Origin of the sequence: Streptococcus sp. SK643, from assembly GCF_000259505.1 — a bacterium.
Lineage (GTDB): Bacteria > Bacillota > Bacilli > Lactobacillales > Streptococcaceae > Streptococcus.
Map to the genome: position 1 here is coordinate 260,669 of NZ_AJMM01000006.1, position 16,917 is coordinate 277,585.

A 16,917-nucleotide genomic window follows, 5' to 3' on the forward strand; every position below is an offset into this window, starting at 1 on the left:
GTTATTTTGCTAATCTGAATTTTGATTGAATAGTTCATAATGGTTAATTTTACAAAACTTTTTCCCTGTCCAAATTTGGATAGGGTTTTTCATCATTGAAAATTCGAATTAAAATTTCAACACTTGCTTTTAAATGAAATAGTTCAGCTGTTATATCGCTGTTAGAGTGGTTGTTTTCTATATGATAACAATGGCGTTTGATATGCCATAACGTTTTTTGAATGTTATTTTCTTTTATATTTTTCATGGTTATATCATATCAAAAGAAATTATATGATTACTCTATTAATTCTCAAATGATTAAAAATAACTCTGAACTGTATATACAGATTATAGTCAAGTATTTTAAAATATATTACTGATACAAAAAAGAACACTCGAGTATAGTGTTCTTATGAATTAAGCATAGTTTTCTTTATTTTTCGAGTATATTATTGATAGCCATACTTTTTTAAAGCTTCTTGATATGCCTTGCTATCTTTTTTATAATAGTCGTGCTTCATACCTGAAATATCTACAGTAAATACATCATTTTTAAAAGTATAACTTTTTGTAAGTTTAATGATATTTTCTCCCAATAATTGAATGGTCGATTTTTCTTTGTCTATAGTAAAACCTTCGGCCTCTCCATGTTTAATAGTTCCCGTATCACCAGTTATAACAAAAGCTACTTCATTTCTATTTTCATTGATCCAGTAATATTCTCCATCTAAGGAGATATTTGATTGTTTAGAGCAGGCCATTAGCAAAAATGCAGATATAGACACCAATAATAATACGAATAATTTTTTCATCTTATCTTACTTCCTCCTTTCAACATTATACCAAATAAATATCACAAGTATAATATAGATGTTGTCAGCTACTATTAAAGATCTTTCGAGAAAATACTTATTTTTCAGAAAGAGATTATTTTCTTTGAGTTTCTATATAAAAAATAATATAATATTTGGTATGAGTTTAATTAGATTACATAAACGAGTGTTTTATCGCTGTGTAGAAATTATAAAGAAAATTGGCGATAACTGGGAGAATGAGATTGCATATGGAGATCAGTACTCTTCAGGTGAGTTGGATGATAAATGGGATGAAAATTATAAAACAAGACTTAGAAAATTTGCAAGAAATAGATTATCGCATTACATAGAAGTAGATGATTTTGAAGGAAATATATATACTACTCAAAACAATAAGAAAGATTCTCCTGAAAACACTGATTTTATTATTCAATTCTGTTCATCAGGCCAAGACTATAGTTGGATGTTAAGAAAGGGTTATGATGATAGTTTATTAAAAGATGTTAGTGAATATATCTCTCAATATCCAATAAAAAAAGAAATTATTGTTTACAGAGGTGTTGACGAAGGTGTTCTTAAAAATAATATAGAGGCTGCTAAAGGTTTTAAAAACGTTGATTTGTATGATAAGGGTTTCTTATTTACATCCTTAACTAAAGGAGGTATTGCAAATTATCATCATAAATTGAGAATTTATTTACCTCAAGGTACTTGTGCTATATATACAGGAAATGTAATGAATCAAGAACAGAGATATCAAGAAGTCGTAGTTCAACGTGGTGCTAAACTTAGGATTTTATCGAAGGACAAACATTTTTATAATTGTATATTAGTTGAAACAGATAGTGAGTAATTATCGAAATAGGATTATGAAGCATAAATAATCAAAAATTTAAAATACACAATCTCCCTCTCTCAGAAATACACATTTATATTTTTTGAAATTGAAAATGAATAGGGAGACTTCAAAATATTGATATTGAACTATTCTAAAATTATTCAAACCAGTACTTATCAAACCAGGTCTTAAGAAAGCTCGTAAAGCATCACAATTTAGTAAACGTTAATTCGAAAGAATTACGATACTTACAGAGAGCACCTTTCGGGGTGTTCTTTTTTGTAATTTCTTACTAAATTGGTGCAATTGACACAGTTGTTGCGACTTTAGTCGCTTACAAATGTGGCTGCAACCTGACGAAGTCAGTTGCCTCAAAACGTTAATCAATACGATACTATCAACGTTTACAGACATTCAAGAATTTTCTCTTGGATGTCTTTTTTTGTCTAAAAATCAAGAGTTCACCCCCAAATTCACCCCATCATTTTTTTAGACTACGAAATGCAGTATCTCCAACAGTCTGATTTACAGTATCTTTTGTGTTGACATAAGTCTTAGTTACTTCTTTATCACTGTGAGTTAAAGCTTCTGAAATAGCTTCGAGTGAAAGTCCTGCTTGTTTTGCAAGTGTCGCTCCTGTATGTCGTAATTTATGAGGTGTAGCATGTGCCAGCTTTTTATGAAGGCATTTGACTGACTTAATTTTATTATTGAGATAATAAGCATGTAAGGGACTGTTCACGTTGTCTTTCGTATATCTTTAAATAATTCTATATATTTTGTATTTGATTCGATTTAGATATCGATGAATATTTTTATTTACCCCACCACATTTGTTAGGAGCCTTTTATTTTTCCCTTAAAATCTTTTTTTATTTATCGTTTTTATAAAGTAAAATTTTTTCTTTTTTTCTCACTCGTATTAGTTAAATGTTCTTCAACAAAATAAAAAGATTCAAAGTGTGATTATGAAAATGTAATCTGACTTTAAATCTTGTATTCATTTTAAAAATTAAAAACGGTTTTTCTCATATGTGAGACAGTGCCGTAAACTGCTGATAGAAATTTTGTTAATTTATCACTTTAACAAAAAATAAAGTTTATAAGTATTATATCATAAGTAGTTACAAAAAAGTAAAATCCGTAATATATAGAATACGACTTAGTTCTATTCTATTTTTTAGGAAAAAAGAGCGTAAATGTTCTGTATTAAAAAGGAAATAATGGTAAACTAGATAAGAAGTTAAAAACTAAAATTTGTTTAACCAGAGTATAATACATGCACTATTTGAGGGCTTTAATAGAGATTATAAATTTGCAACAGAAAACTGCTGTCTGTTTAAACACTTTTATTAATAACCTTTTTAAGTTGTATCGTTTATGATGGACTTTCCAGCTATGAAGAATTATTAAATATTGTAAGATAGGGAGGAAAAAGAAATAGAATTTGTTGTATATCGTAAGGGAAGAGAAGTAGCTATTTTCCAATGTAGGAGTGATGCAGAGAGATTTGTGCGCTCTAAAACAGGATTTTTTGGTGAACCGGATGCTTACTATCATATTGAACAAAGAGGTTGTTACCTGACAGAAGCAGCGGTAACATACAAAGGATTGGCAGATGATTGTGATGAATTGATGACTTTGAGAAATTTTAGGGACTCTTATCTAGTTTTGAAAGATGGTGGTCAAGAAGAAATTAAAACATACTATAAGATGGCTCCTCAAATTGTTACCAAGTTAGAAGAACATCCAAATCGTGAGGAAATACTAGAGTCTATCTGGTCAGAACTTGTGTTACCTTGATTAAAACAGGAGAAAATCAAGCTTGTCATCAACTATATAAATCATTTACATTATATTTATATGCCAACATTTTATAAACTACCTAAATTAATTAGTATGCCATGAGTTAGATAGAAATAAATATGACTTGTGGTGTGCTTTTTTCCGGAAAAGACATATGCTGTTGGTAAAAAAGAAGTGAACCTATAGACTACTATAGTTGATAAGAAAGAGAACGAAGAATTATTGGTTATGCTATTAAAATTGGATATTAATCAAAAAGGATATGCATTTGCTGCAAATTTAGATGAAGTATTAGCCGATGCCGAATCGGATCTTTCATCTATTTTGAGTAAAATAGATGAAAATACTCACACAATAAATAAAATGACTGCTGACTGTGATAATATAGACTACATCTTATCTGTTTGTAGTGGCGTTTTGTGTGGAGTAATAGATATATTTCTTATAGGGAAGCCAGGAGATTCACCAGTTGGAAATATTACTGATAAATGGTTTGAAGATCGTACAGTAGCTTTTGCAAAAATGTGCGGTTGGAATGGGACAAAGAATAGCTCTACTTCATCTGCGATAAAATATTTAGAAAAAAAGTTTAAGATTCCATACGATCAGACAGGCGCAGATGATGCCGCTAGTTGGGTATTTGATTTAAATCCGAAGAATCATCATTTTAAATCACTTGGACACAATCCTACATTATTGGGCTTGTTTTTTTCAATTCTGGATCAGTTTGCAAATACATCTCATTTTGTAACAGATGGTGAATTAATATCATTGCAGGAATCTGATGGGAAATGGGTATTACGGGGAAATAACATACCGAGTAAAATATTCTGTGGATTCATTAATTGGTTTGGACATATAGTATCAGATATATCGGGGTCTTCAAGCAGTAAAGGGCGTGGGATGGGAATTCCTTCCCCTTTCTGGGCATGGACCAATGATATAATTGCTATTAAGAAAAAGGCTAACATTCCTGTAACTGAATTTGATAAATCAATTAATGAATTGGCTCTGGAGATATTTAAGAAGGGTTATGATATTAGATTTCAGGTGGCGCAAACTATTCCAGTATTGATTAATGAAATGTTAGTGAGAACTATTTATTCCATACGTCGCATGGTAAGATATTTTAATACAGTTGAGAAAAAGATAAGGTCTTTTTCGTTATTATGGGAAACATGTGAGCCGTTTACAAATGCAACGGTTAAGAGAATGTTGACAGTAGCTCATGGGACTTTTTGTTTAGTTGATGCCAGTGATGTACTTGTACGTGGTATCATTTATGGTGGTGGAAGTTTAAATATTGCAGAGTCTATCATGCGTTTAAATATCATTGGTATTGGTAGGTTTACTATTTCATTGTATGGAGAAGTAACTAGAAGAACACAAAGAACTTCTTTAAAAGAAGAAGCAATTGTTCTTAAACGAGAAAAACTAATTCTTACAGATTACGTTGAAGGTTTACAGTATCTTTCTAAGATATATGATGATAATGAATTGTTACAATTTACAAAAGACTTACAAGGAAGTGAAATGTATATTAAGGCTTTTGAGAAAACAATTACTTTAGCTGAAAAGCGTAAAGTTCCAGAAGATAAAATATTAAAAAATAAAACAGAAATCGATTTCTACTTTAATGGAGGGAAAAGTTAAATGATAATTAGGAAGAGAACAAACCTCCAAATAGCACAAGATAAAGTTGAAGAGGTAATAAAACAAACCAATCAAGTAATAGAAGTCTTGGGAGAAAAAACATCTGATTTGTATGATATATTGACAAACATACAAGAATTATTTGATAAAATACGAAATGTTCCTAGCGATAAAAAACTGGTATATGAGGAAGTTAAGCAAGTCAGATTAAATTGGAAGCAGCAAGCAGATAAGATAGAAAAAGATTATCAAGGGGCTATTGTAAAAAATGCTGGAGCAGGTGTTGCTGGAGCGGGGCTAGGTGCTGCTGTTATTGCGATGGGGCCGACAGTTGCAATGGGCTATGCAACAACATTTGGAGTAGCGTCAACAGGTACTGCAATTTCCTCCTTGAGTGGAGCGGCTGCCACAAATGCGGCATTGGCTTGGCTTGGAGGAGGTACACTTGCTGCGGGAGGAGGAGGTATGGCTGCAGGAGAAGCTTTTCTAGCGTTATCAGGGCCAGCTGGATGGGCTATTGCAGGAATATCGTTACTTGTAAGTGGTTTACTATTATGGAAAAGTAAAAGTGATATAAAACGTTTAGAGGGAATATTTCTTGCAATTAGTTCTAGAGATTTAAAATCTTATAACCTTGCGATTGTAGAGCTAAATGAGCGTATTAGTCGAATAAAGATTGAAAAGGAAAAGCTAAATGAAGCGTTTGAAAAAATTCAGACATTCGGATTAGATTATAATATGATGACTGAAGCTCAACAGTATGAGCTTGGCTCCTATGTGAACTTAATGCTTTCATCAACTCAGTTATTAATCAATCCAATAAAAGGTCTTTTACCTAAATTTGTTGAAGATGATTATATACTGTGGAAAGGGAGTGAAGGAAGAACGAATATATATAACGAATACAAAGATGTTATTATCTTTCTTTCAAATCTACTGTATATGATTGAATTAGATGATCAAGATAAGACGCTTTTATGGAGATCGTTTAAAAAGAATAAGAAAATACTAAAATCAATGAGAATATCAAAGAAAGAATTTGATATAAATATTATGGACACAATTCTGGAAGTATTGCAGTATAAATATATAGTCATAGATAGAGATGCTGTTTGAAAAGGAAAAAATCCATTGTAGTGGACTTTAAGTGCACTACAATGGATTTTATTTTATAAAACTATTATTGAGAACAAGTGTTAGTCGGTAAATTAACTAGCTGACTTATCTGTTGCTTTCTAATTTAATGATATTTAATAAGGAGTACACGAATAGTCCTATGCCAAGGATGTAAAGAATATAGCCAAATCCTGGAGAACCATATTTAAAGACAGAGAAAGGATTCCAAATTACTATAGACATGATTTCGATAATGATGTACCGCTTGATGTTGCTTGTGTTTTCATTCAAGATACTATCCAGTAGGAGGAAGCCAATAATGCAAATAGCTGATGAGAAAAGTGGATGAGCAGCAAATGCAGGTGTTGGAAGTAAGGTGTTTATCATAATGTTAAACGGTATAAATTGAGACGCCATCACAAGATAAGTAGCTATTGACAGTAGCTTATTTTTAGAAAAGACGGCAATAAAATCATGATAGTTAATATTATTTACTTTAATTAGTTTTTCCTTTTTGTAAAAACGACGGTAAAGGTAAAAAACAAAAACAATAAGAGACAGCAAAAGAGCAAATCCAATGATATAGTAACCAAATAAACGTCTATCTGGTGAAATTCTGATTTGAGACGGATCGAGAGCACCTCCAAGCAATGTATTAAACCATCCTCCCGTTGCCATATTAAGTAAGGATGAGAAAACAGATAAACCGAACAAGGTTCCAGCTGCGGTTGATACTTCTGAGCGTGTAACAACATCTGAAATTTCCTTTAGTATTAGTAAGGTTAGGAAACTATTCAACAATCTCAAAGGGATAAATAGTTTTTCATCTTGATTGATAAGTGTAATGATCTCAAAAATTAAAAATATCAAGAGTACTGGAGCCAGTTTACTTTCTCCATATATGTTCAGATTACCATTAAAAACATTACTTACGTGGATATTTTTAAATATACTATCGAAAAATGTTGCTATAATGAGAAAAATTTGCGTAAACAAAAGAACTCTTGCTATGTCAAACTTCCTATTACTCAAGTTAAAATGTTTAAAATCGATTTTCATACTTTCCTCCAAAATGAGATCAAACTCTCCTATTCATTGAATAATTATAGCATAATCATTATGGGGCTTCAATGTAAAGAAAAAGGATTTTAAGCAATAGAAAGAATTGATAAAAATATTATTACATGCTACACTTTTTTGAGAAACTTTAATTTAAGGGAGTTATAATGAAAAGTAAAATTAGTTTTATGCTTGTATTGTGTTTAGGTATTTTATTAAGTGCTTGTTCACAGAAATCGATTAATGGTGAAGTAACGAAAGACAGTACACCACAGGCAACCAGCTCTAGTAGCAGTGAGGAAAAAATAAATCCAGAAAAGCAATACGCTGAAATTCTTGACAAGTATAAACAACTTTCTGTTGAAGGTTATGATGCTCTACATTCAGTAATAAATGGGGTGGAAAGTGAAGAAGCTATGGTGATGAATTTCATAGCAGATGGTAGCAAATATGATCGTAAAGTTCAGTACTCTTTTTATGACATTAATAATGATAAACAAGAAGAACTTATTGTTGGAACTCCAGATTTTATTTCATCCATCTATACTGTGAAAAACAATAAACCAGTATTTGTTAAAGGTGCAGGGATGCCATCAGTAGGAGCAATACGTTTAAGTCTATCTATTTATCAAGATGGCACCATAATGTTTATTTCTGGTTATGGCACAGATCCTAATTGGGAGGCATCATCTTATAAAATAAAAGATGGTGATATAGTAGAAATAGACAAGACTAACTTTATTTCTGGACAAGGTACAGATATTGCTAAATTGTTGAATATTACATCAGATAGAGTAGATTTGAAAAAAGCAATATGGCAAGATTTAAGAGACCTTAATCAGGGAGAAGACTCTAAGTCTACAACTGCTAGTTCTTCAACTCGAGCGGATGTAACTGCTATAATGAATGGCAATACATCAAGTATTGAGGGGACTTGGACGAATAGTAAAGGGGAAACAATTATAATTAAAAATGGTAAGATTTCAACCGGACGTTTCGAACAGGTAGCGTTTGAAATTACAACATTTACAAAACAGAAAGAATATCCTTTATTAGTATTAAATACGGGAGAGAATAATACTCTGGGTGATCCTTCTTTTATTTTAATTTCGGCTAGTGATTCTGTAAATCCTACCAATGATAGCTCTGATTCAACAAAGGATCGTTTAGTTCTCGGTTCTACAGTCGCACAAGCAGCTGTCATTACATCAGATAGCTATTTTTATCGATGATTTTGAATGGGCTCTCATACTTTTACAACAACTATATGATTTTCCTGCAGCTTGATGGAAATGATGATGTATTCCAGAATTTTGATACCATCTTTACTAGGTCTTTACCTGAATAATATTTTTGATTGCAGGGCTAGACATGATTATCTTATTTAATTTCTATTATTTTGGTGAAGGCTAAATTAGTTTCTACTGAATAAGCTTTTTCGGCCATAACAAAACACTCCTGTTCATAGTTTCACTAGATTTTGACAGGAGTGTTATTTTTGCGTCTCAATTTATGTGTTCAGTACTTATCTATTTTTCTAGTAACCAATCTATGATATTTTTCTTCTCAATACCATTGTAATTGGCTGTTGGTTGAATCGTATCCATTGTTAATAGATACTTGGGGAATTGATCTTTAATGGCTTCTAGTGGTCTAAGTTCTCTGTCTAGTGTTTCTGGAGCAAGTGTTGTTTCACTGACCTGATAATAAGCGTAGTGGCCAACATCAGTTACAACAACAAAATCAACCTCATACTTATCTAAATTACCAACATATACTTGTGAATATCTACGTCTCAATTCCAAATATACAATATTTTCCAAGATATGCCCAATGTCTTCTTTGTGGTCTGGTAATAAGAGATGTCGTAAACCTAAATCAACGGGATAATATTTTTCTAAGCGTTGCAATAATGCTCGACCTTTTACATCAAAACGTGGAACGGAATAAAAAAGTAAACTGTCTGTCAAAGTCGTCAAATAATTTTCCAAAGTATTATGGGATATTGAAACATTTTGGCTGACCAGGGTATTGCGAATCTTATTCGTTGATATTAAGCTACCTGTACTACTGAGAAGGGTTCGGACAATGCGCTCAATAATAGTAGGATTTGGATTTCCCAATCTAGTGACAATATCGTTTAACAGTATGGAGTTATATATTCCTCTGAGATAGTCAATTTTTTCAGCGTAAGATGATGTTTGCAATAAGTAAGGGAAAGCACTGAAGAGATAATTGTTAAAAATTTCTGTTGTATTCAGATTCTCTGAGAGAGATTGACCTGATAGGTATTCTTCAAATGACAAAGGAAGGACCTCTATCTCAACATACCGACCAGTCAAGTTTGTAGCTAATTGGCTACTCATAAAGTAGGCGTTAGATCCAGTCAAATAGAGGTCTACATTTGGCAAGATGAATAGACTATCTGCTACCAGTTCAAATTTTTCAACATGTTGAATTTCATCTAAAAAGATATAGTATGTTTTCTCCTCAACTAACCTCCCTTTTATATAAGCAAATAATGTTTGAAAATGTCGCAGTTCATAGTAACTCAAATCTTCGAAATTGATGCATATAATCTGATCCTCGTCTACTCCAGTTGCTAGTAACTCTTCTTTATAGAGTTGAAAAAGCACAGATTTACCTGCTCGTCTAACTCCACTCACAACTTTGATGATTTGGCGGTCACGATGTCTTCTTAAAAAGTCTAAATAATGTGGTCTTTTAATATAGTTCATAATAGTTACCTCAAAGATAGTATAATATAAATAGTAATTATTTTCAAATATTTAGAAATAATATTTAATTTATTTGATTATTTCTAAGTTTTTAGAAATAACATCTTGCACTATTTAAATATCTTCAGGATAGAAAAAGAAATTGTCCAAGAATGAAGAAACTGTACATTTGTTGTTAAACTGTACATCATCTTTGTGATACAGTAGTTCGTCTTTCTCAACTACATAAGCTCCGAAAACTAAAAGTGATAACCCTTTGATAACCTCTCAATTTTTAAAAGGGTTATATATGTAAAGATTGAGGATTTATCTCTTACAATTACTTGATTTTAGTGATAATTTACCATAAATATCATGATGTAGAAAAACCCAGGTCTTAAGAAAGCTTGTAAAGCATCACAATTTAGTAAACGTTAATTCGAAAGAATTACTATACTTACAAAGAGCACCTTTCGGGGTGTTCTTTTTATACTTTCTTACTAAATTGGTGCAATTGACACAGTTGTTGCGACTTTAGTCGCTTACAAATGAGGCTGCAACCTGACGAGGTCAGTTGCCTCAAAACGTTAATCAATTCGAAACTATCAACGTTTACAGACATTCAAGAATTTACTCTTGGATGTCTTTTTTGTTTCAAAAATCAGGAGTTCATACTTAATCCCTCTTTTGTTTTTGAATGTATTCAAGAATAGAATATCGATTGTTCGATAATATAATTTTATAGATAAGTATGCCACTAATTTGCTAAATCAGTAATGGAATATCTATCTGCTATTTTTTATTAAGAGATAAAACGGAAACCTATCTAAATAGATTTTTTCAGAGAATTTTCTAAAACAAACATGATTTGTTTGACATTTATTTGAAAATTCTGTAAAATGAATTATTATATTTCAAAGGAGAATATATATGGAAAAACAGAAAACATTTTTTGGACATCCTATCGGCTTGTCCACCCTCTTCTTTACAGAGATGTGGGAACGCTTTTCTTACTATGGGATGCGAGCTATCCTACTTTACTATATGTACTATAGTGTGCAAGATGGTGGATTGGGGATGGATAAGACCACAGCTGCATCGGTTATGGCGATTTATGGCTCGCTGGTATTCTTGTCCTCGGTTATCGGTGGTTTTGTCAGTGACCGTATTTTAGGAAGCCGTAAGACTGTCTTTTACGGTGGGATTCTGATTATGCTAGGGCATATTGCTTTGGCAACACCTTTTGGACAAGTGGCTCTCTATCTTTCTATTGCCTTGATTATCTTTGGAACTGGATTTTTAAAACCCAATATCTCAGATATGGTTGGGGGAATTTATGAGAAAGAGGATGATAGACGGGATGCAGGTTTTAGTATCTTTGTCTTTGGGATTAACTTAGGTGCCTTCGTTGCCCCTTATTTGGTGGGTTATCTAGGTCAGGAAGTCAATTTCCATCTAGGATTCTCATTAGCTGCCGTTGGGATGTTCTTTGGTTTGGTGAAGTATGTGATGGATGGGAAGAAATACCTTCCTGAATCAAGTCTTTACCCCACTGATCCACTTTCACAGAAGGAGCAGCAGACCTTGATTAAACGCTTGCTGATTACACTGGTCATGGTTATTCTGGTGGTTATAGGCTTGGTCTTTACTCACCAATTTAACGTGGACATGATTGTGAATATCTTTACAGTGATTGCGGTAATCATTCCAATCTACTATTTCTTCAAAATTTTATCTAGTCAGAAAATAAGTGCCACGGAGAAATCCCGAGTATTTGCTTACATCCCTCTATTTATTGCTGGAGTACTCTTCTGGTCTATTGAGGAGCAAGGTTCTGTTGTTCTCGCTCTATTTGCGGATGATCAAACTCGACTTTACTTTAATGTATTTGGGAACCAGATTCATTTCCCATCTAGCTTTTTCCAAAGTATTAATCCACTTTTCATTATGATTTATGTACCAATTTTTGCTTGGTTGTGGGGGAAAATGGGTAAAAAGCAACCGTCCTCTTCTAAGAAATTTGCTTACGGCTTATTTGTTGCAGGTTTATCCTTCTTGTGGATGATGTTACCAGGGATGCTCTTTGGGACAGATGTTAAGGTCAGTCCTTTCTGGTTGATTATGAGTTGGGCTATTGTGATTGTGGGTGAAATGTTGATTTCGCCTATTGGTCTATCAGTTACTAATAAGCTAGCACCAAAATCTTTCCAAGCACAAATGATGTCTATCTGGTTCTTGAGTAATGCTGCTGCCCAAGCTATCAATGCTCAAATTGTAAAATTTTATACAAACGAAACGGAAGTTGCTTATTATGGAATTGTTGGAGGAATTACGATTGTATTCAGTATTATCTTACTCTTCTACGTTCCACGTATTGAAAAACTAATGTCTGGTATCAAATAGAGAAAAACTGGAATTTCTGTAGGGATTCAAAAAGTTAGAACAATCAGTTATCCAAAGGATTTAGTTCTGTATTGTACAGGGCTAAGTCCTTTTAGTTTGATTAAAACTCAAGATGTTTCTGATATTCCTAGTAGACATTCGTCTAGTTTTTTTATATAATAAAACTAAACCAAATTGGTTGATTTTTAAAAAATGACTCAACTAAAGATTAGTTTTCTAAGGAAAATCATTCAAGATAATGTTCTATACCAGGAGGTGAATCATGTACCAATCAGAAAAATTAAAGACTCGTAGGAAAGAGTTAAAACTAACACAGAAGGAAATTGCAGAGCAACTTGGGATTAGCTTCCAGGCTTACTCGGCTTGGGAACGTGGAATCAAGGAACCGTCCAAGAAGATGGTGGCTCAGCTAGAGAACATTTTAAAAGTACCCAAAGGTTATTTCACTGAGATTGAGCTTGTCCGTCTCTACAATACTTTATCCTCTCAAGGACAGGAAAAAGTGGTTGTTTATGCTCGTAATTTGCTTCAAGAAGAGCAAGTTAAAAAAGTGAGCTTCATACCAGAAAAACTTTACGAATATCATGTTTATGAACGAATGTCAGCGGGTATTGGGGCTTCGATTTATGGGGATCAGAATTTTGACACCGTCTACTTTAATGAAGAATTGGCTCATGACTTTGCGTCCTGGGTGTCTGGTGATTCCATGGAGCCTAAATATCAAAATGGGTCTGTGGCTCTAATCCGGGAGACAGGATTTGATTATGATGGGGCTGTCTATGCAGTGGTTTGCAATAACCAGACCTATATCAAACGAGTTTATCGAGAAGTAGATGGATTGCGCCTTGTATCTATCAATCCCAAGTATAAGGATGTTTTTATTTCCTACGAGGAAGATCCTCGAATTGTGGGGATTATCGTTGGGAACTTTGTACCCATGGAGGGTTAGTCGATGAGCTACTTTGATTATTCCAGAGAGCCCAAAAGTGATATTGCCTTTGTCGATATGAAGTCCTTTTATGCCAGTGTTGAGTGTGTAAAGAAGGGTCTGAATCCGCTCAAGACTTCGCTTTGTGTTATGAGTCGAGCAGACAACTCAGCAGGATTAATCTTAGCTTCTTCCCCTATGTTTAAGAAGATTTTTGGGAAGTCAAATGTTGGACGTGCTTACGATCTCCCCTTTGATATTAAAACCCGTAAATTTTCTTATTACACTGCCAGAAAGCAGGGCTTGCCTACAGATTCGGACTATGTGCGCTATATTGAAGATTGGGCACAAGTCACCTTAATTGTTCCTCCTCGGATGGATGAATATATCGCTGTCAATATGGAAATACAAAGAATCTTTCAAAACTATGGCAGTCCAGAGGATATTTATCCCTACTCTATCGATGAGAGTTTTATTGATTTGACCAGCTCACTCAACTACTTTATTCCAGACCAGAGGTTCTCGCGAAAAGACAAGCTAGATATGCTTTCTGCTCGTATCCAGAGGGATATTTGGAGGCAGACAGGGATTTACTCTACAGTGGGGATGTCCAATGCCAATCCCTTACTGGCCAAGTTAGCCCTAGATAATGAAGCAAAACATACTCCGACCATGCGGGCCAATTGGTCCTATGAAGATGTAGAAGAGAAGGTCTGGGCCATTTCCAAGATGACAGATTTTTGGGGGATCGGCAGTCGTATGGAGAAACGCTTGCATAATCTGGGAATTTTTTCGATCAAAGAACTAGCTACTAGCAATCCCGACCAGCTAAAGAAAGCTCTTGGTCAGGCTGGGCTCTGCTTGTGGTTTCATGCTAATGGAATTGATGAGAGCAATGTTCATAAGCCCTATAAACCAAAATCCAAAGGTTTGGGTAATTCTCAAATATTACCTAGAGATTATGTGAAGCTACGAGATATAGAAATTGTTCTTAGAGAAATGGCAGAGCAAGTGGCAGTGAGACTTCGCAGAGCAGGTAAGAAGACGACGCTTATCTCTATCTATCTTGGTTTCTCTAAACATGACGCTAAGTCTTCAATTCACACACAAATGAAGGTGGAACCCACCAATAATACGGCAATCTTAACCAATTATGTTTTGAAACTATTTCATAAGAAATACACTTCGGGCGCAGTCAGAAGTATAGGAGTCAACTATTCAGGGTTTGTGAATGAGTCCTTTAGCTTGATTTCTCTTTTTGATGATGTTGAGCAAGTAGAAAAAGAAGAAAGGCTCCAGACGGCCATTGACTCCATTCGGGAACAATTTGGTTTCACTGCTCTCTTAAAGGCCAATGCACTGGAAGAAGCCTCTAGGAGCCTTGCCAGAAGCAAGCTGATTGGGGGACATTCTGCTGGAGGATTAGATGGATTACAATGATTGATCGTTCGTATTTACCTTTTCAATCTGCGCGAGACTATCAAGATCCTGGCATGCAGAAGTGGATGGGTTTTTTCCTATCGGAACACACCAGTTCATTAGCTGCTGAAAAATCTTGTGTGGATTTATCAACAGATTTAAGTGTAGTTGAAAAATTAGAGTTGTTATCTCAGCTTTATGTCGGTCAACTAAAGGGATGTTTTGTGGTCAAGGAAAAGAATCAGAAAACGATAATCATTGGTGAGGTGAGCGAATTATCCTCAAAGGATCTATCTATCAAAACAAGTAGCCAGGGATATAGGCGGATAGAGGTTTCAGATATTTTAAGCATTCAACTGTGGGAGGAAGGAGTCTATGACTAGAAAAGAACTGTATGAAAATAAACTGCAGATGGATTATTTTTCAGATAATTATATTCGTTTTGAAGAGGATTTCCAAAAGTATTCCTCCATGAATGTCCCCTTAACCTTTCTTATTGATGACATCCTACGAACCATGGCTATTAACCAAAAAAACTACTTTGTCTTGAACAAAGAAAATACCAAGGATGGGAGAGAACATCAATTTTATTTTAGAGTGGAGACAGACAAGGATTATCCTAGAAATCGCAGCTATATCTACACAGGGGATAAAAATGGTTATCAGTAGATTTATTAGGAGTTGATCTAAATATTGTATAATAAAAGTACTCATTACGATTAATAGGGTTATATCTTATTAAAAAAGTTGGATAGGAGAAATCTATGTTAGGAGCAATTATTGGAGACATTGTCGGTTCTCGGTTTGAATTGGACAATCATAAAAGCAAAGATTTTGAATTATTCACTTCAGAATGCTTTCCCACGGATGATAGTGTGATGAGTTTAGCGGTTGCCAAAGCTTTATTGGAAAGCAAGTCAGACTGGGCTCAACTTTCGTATAATGCTGTGAGGTGCATGCAAGAGGTTGGGAGGTGTTACCCTAATTGTGGATACGGGGGTCATTTTTTCTATTGGATTTTATCTGATAATCCTCAACCGTACGGAAGTTATGGGAATGGTGCTGCGATGAGAATCAGTGCTGTTGGTTTTGCTGCAGAGAGTATGGAAGAAGTAAAGATTTTGTCACGAGCCATAACAGAGGTGAGTCATAACCATCCAGAAGGATTCAAAGGAGCAGAAGCAGTGGCGATTGCTATATTTTTAGCTCGAAAAGGTTATAGTCTTCTTGAAATCCGAAATTATATCGAAAGACACTACTATGCCATGGACTTTACCTTGGATCAAATCAGGGAGACTTATATCTTTGATGTGACCTGTCAAGGTTCTGTTCCTCAAGCTTTCCAAGCATTCTTTGAATCAGAAAATTTTGAAGATGCTATTAAAAATGCCATTTCTATAGGAGGAGATAGTGATACTATTGCTGCTATCTGCGGTGGTCTTGCAGAAGCGTACTATGGTATTCCTGATAGTATAAGACAAGAGGCGCTATCCTTTTTAGATGAGCGTTTACTTGAAATCGTAGTTGAATTTGAAAATATTTATCCTAAATAATCATTGTGCTTTATATATACAAGGCGTTCATATAAATTTATGGATGCTTTTTAATTTATAGATAGAAAAAGAGAAGACCATTTGGTCTTCTCTATGGGGGAATCAAGAATCATTGAAAAGAATAAGTTAAAGAGTTCTATTAGTCTTTAAAATCCTTTTGGAAGATGAGGAGAGATAAGATAGACGTAATAGCTGCTAAGAATAGAAAGGCAGTTGCATCCTGCTCTCCAGTTGCTGGGAGTTGTTTTTCCTTATCTTGTTTGACAGTTGCTGTTTCGTCAGAAGTCTTCTCATCTTTGGCTGCTGAATTTTCCGTTACGACTACAGTTGCTGGTTTTTCAGTATTTTTTGGTAGAGTGTACTCAGGAAGAGTCACAACTGGTGGAACTTCTACTCCCACAGAACTTTCTTTAGTCCCAATTTCAATAATTCGATCTTGAGCTGGAGTCGTTTCTGTATGAAGGATCTTACGACTGAGACCATCGACTTCAATATATTCAACAACAAGACCATCTTTTCCTTCCACTAGGACTTTCTCTTTACCTTTGTCTAATTGTGGATTTTCACGGCGAATAGTCTTATATACTACCACTTTTTTGACACTTTCCAAACTTGGTAGTTTGAATGTT

General features: G+C 34.1%; 16 protein-coding genes and 1 pseudogene. 11 read left to right on the forward strand and 6 right to left on the reverse strand.

The window, feature by feature from the left end; genetic code table 11:
* Positions 1-49 precede the first annotated feature (49 nt).
* A complete protein-coding gene (locus HMPREF1117_RS11510) occupies positions 50-247 on the reverse strand; it encodes a hypothetical protein (RefSeq protein WP_007556348.1) in 198 nt (65 codons plus the stop codon).
* 184 nt (positions 248-431) lie between these two features.
* Entirely contained in the window at positions 432-794 is a 363-nt protein-coding gene (locus HMPREF1117_RS04500; protein WP_000732926.1) for a hypothetical protein, read from the reverse strand.
* Between the two features lie 160 nt (positions 795-954).
* On the opposite strand from HMPREF1117_RS04500, the gene HMPREF1117_RS04505 reads away from it, so the two are divergent.
* On the forward strand, positions 955-1,650 hold the full coding sequence (locus HMPREF1117_RS04505) for an ADP-ribosyltransferase (RefSeq protein WP_196793356.1): 696 nt from the start codon (positions 955-957) through the stop codon (positions 1,648-1,650).
* 466 nt (positions 1,651-2,116) lie between these two features.
* On the opposite strand, the pseudogene HMPREF1117_RS04510 reads toward HMPREF1117_RS04505, so the two are convergent.
* Positions 2,117-2,430 (reverse strand): annotated as a pseudogene (locus HMPREF1117_RS04510) (tyrosine-type recombinase/integrase); the annotation flags it as partial.
* A gap of 716 nt (positions 2,431-3,146) precedes the next feature.
* On the opposite strand from HMPREF1117_RS04510, the gene HMPREF1117_RS04515 reads away from it, so the two are divergent.
* The 3 genes from HMPREF1117_RS04515 to HMPREF1117_RS04525 all read left to right on the forward strand — a co-directional run bounded on the left by HMPREF1117_RS04515 (position 3,147) and on the right by HMPREF1117_RS04525 (position 6,209).
* Complete coding sequence (locus tag HMPREF1117_RS04515) at positions 3,147-3,437, forward strand: CFI-box-CTERM domain-containing protein (RefSeq protein WP_007556393.1); 291 nt, start codon at positions 3,147-3,149, stop codon at positions 3,435-3,437.
* Between the two features lie 231 nt (positions 3,438-3,668).
* Entirely contained in the window at positions 3,669-5,093 is a 1,425-nt protein-coding gene (locus tag HMPREF1117_RS04520) for a hypothetical protein (protein ID WP_000924802.1), read from the forward strand.
* The gene (locus tag HMPREF1117_RS04525) at positions 5,094-6,209 is read left to right on the forward strand and encodes a hypothetical protein (RefSeq protein ID WP_000586841.1); all 1,116 of its coding nucleotides are present in this window, start codon (positions 5,094-5,096) and stop codon (positions 6,207-6,209) included.
* A 105-nt stretch (positions 6,210-6,314) separates the two neighbouring features.
* On the opposite strand, the gene HMPREF1117_RS04530 is transcribed toward HMPREF1117_RS04525, so the two are convergent.
* The gene (locus tag HMPREF1117_RS04530) at positions 6,315-7,268 is read right to left on the reverse strand and encodes a hypothetical protein (RefSeq protein ID WP_000686777.1); all 954 of its coding nucleotides are present in this window, start codon (positions 7,266-7,268) and stop codon (positions 6,315-6,317) included.
* Between the two features lie 167 nt (positions 7,269-7,435).
* Here HMPREF1117_RS04530 and HMPREF1117_RS04535 point away from each other — a divergent pair, with 167 nt between their 5' ends.
* Positions 7,436-8,500, forward strand: coding sequence for a DUF6287 domain-containing protein (locus HMPREF1117_RS04535; protein WP_000836982.1), 1,065 nt, complete (start codon positions 7,436-7,438; stop codon positions 8,498-8,500).
* A gap of 297 nt (positions 8,501-8,797) precedes the next feature.
* Here HMPREF1117_RS04535 and HMPREF1117_RS04540 read toward each other — a convergent pair whose 3' ends face one another.
* Positions 8,798-10,006, reverse strand: a complete 1,209-nt coding sequence (locus tag HMPREF1117_RS04540; RefSeq protein ID WP_001106635.1) for an ATP-binding protein — start codon at positions 10,004-10,006, stop codon at positions 8,798-8,800.
* 972 nt (positions 10,007-10,978) lie between these two features.
* Between HMPREF1117_RS04540 and HMPREF1117_RS04545 the strand changes: the two genes are divergently transcribed.
* From HMPREF1117_RS04545 to HMPREF1117_RS04570, 6 genes are all read left to right on the forward strand, one after another.
* Complete coding sequence (locus HMPREF1117_RS04545; RefSeq protein WP_442852124.1) at positions 10,979-12,388, forward strand: peptide MFS transporter; 1,410 nt, start codon at positions 10,979-10,981, stop codon at positions 12,386-12,388.
* 262 nt (positions 12,389-12,650) lie between these two features.
* Positions 12,651-13,337, forward strand: a complete 687-nt coding sequence (locus HMPREF1117_RS04550) for an XRE family transcriptional regulator (RefSeq protein ID WP_000284883.1) — start codon at positions 12,651-12,653, stop codon at positions 13,335-13,337.
* Between the two features lie 3 nt (positions 13,338-13,340).
* A complete protein-coding gene (locus HMPREF1117_RS04555; protein ID WP_000119797.1) occupies positions 13,341-14,756 on the forward strand; it encodes a Y-family DNA polymerase in 1,416 nt (471 codons plus the stop codon).
* The gene (locus HMPREF1117_RS04560) at positions 14,753-15,118 is read left to right on the forward strand and encodes a hypothetical protein (protein ID WP_000567205.1); all 366 of its coding nucleotides are present in this window, start codon (positions 14,753-14,755) and stop codon (positions 15,116-15,118) included. Before HMPREF1117_RS04555 ends, HMPREF1117_RS04560 begins: the two co-directional genes overlap by 4 nt.
* A complete protein-coding gene (locus HMPREF1117_RS04565; protein ID WP_000196994.1) occupies positions 15,111-15,404 on the forward strand; it encodes a DUF5960 family protein in 294 nt (97 codons plus the stop codon). The genes HMPREF1117_RS04560 and HMPREF1117_RS04565 overlap by 8 nt, the downstream gene beginning before the upstream one ends.
* Positions 15,405-15,499: 95 nt before the next feature.
* A complete protein-coding gene (locus HMPREF1117_RS04570; protein ID WP_000899998.1) occupies positions 15,500-16,288 on the forward strand; it encodes an ADP-ribosylglycohydrolase family protein in 789 nt (262 codons plus the stop codon).
* Between the two features lie 139 nt (positions 16,289-16,427).
* Here the strand turns inward: HMPREF1117_RS04570 and HMPREF1117_RS04575 are convergent.
* Positions 16,428-16,917: LPXTG cell wall anchor domain-containing protein (locus HMPREF1117_RS04575; protein ID WP_000316417.1), on the reverse strand; the 490-nt coding region annotated here is incomplete at its 5' end.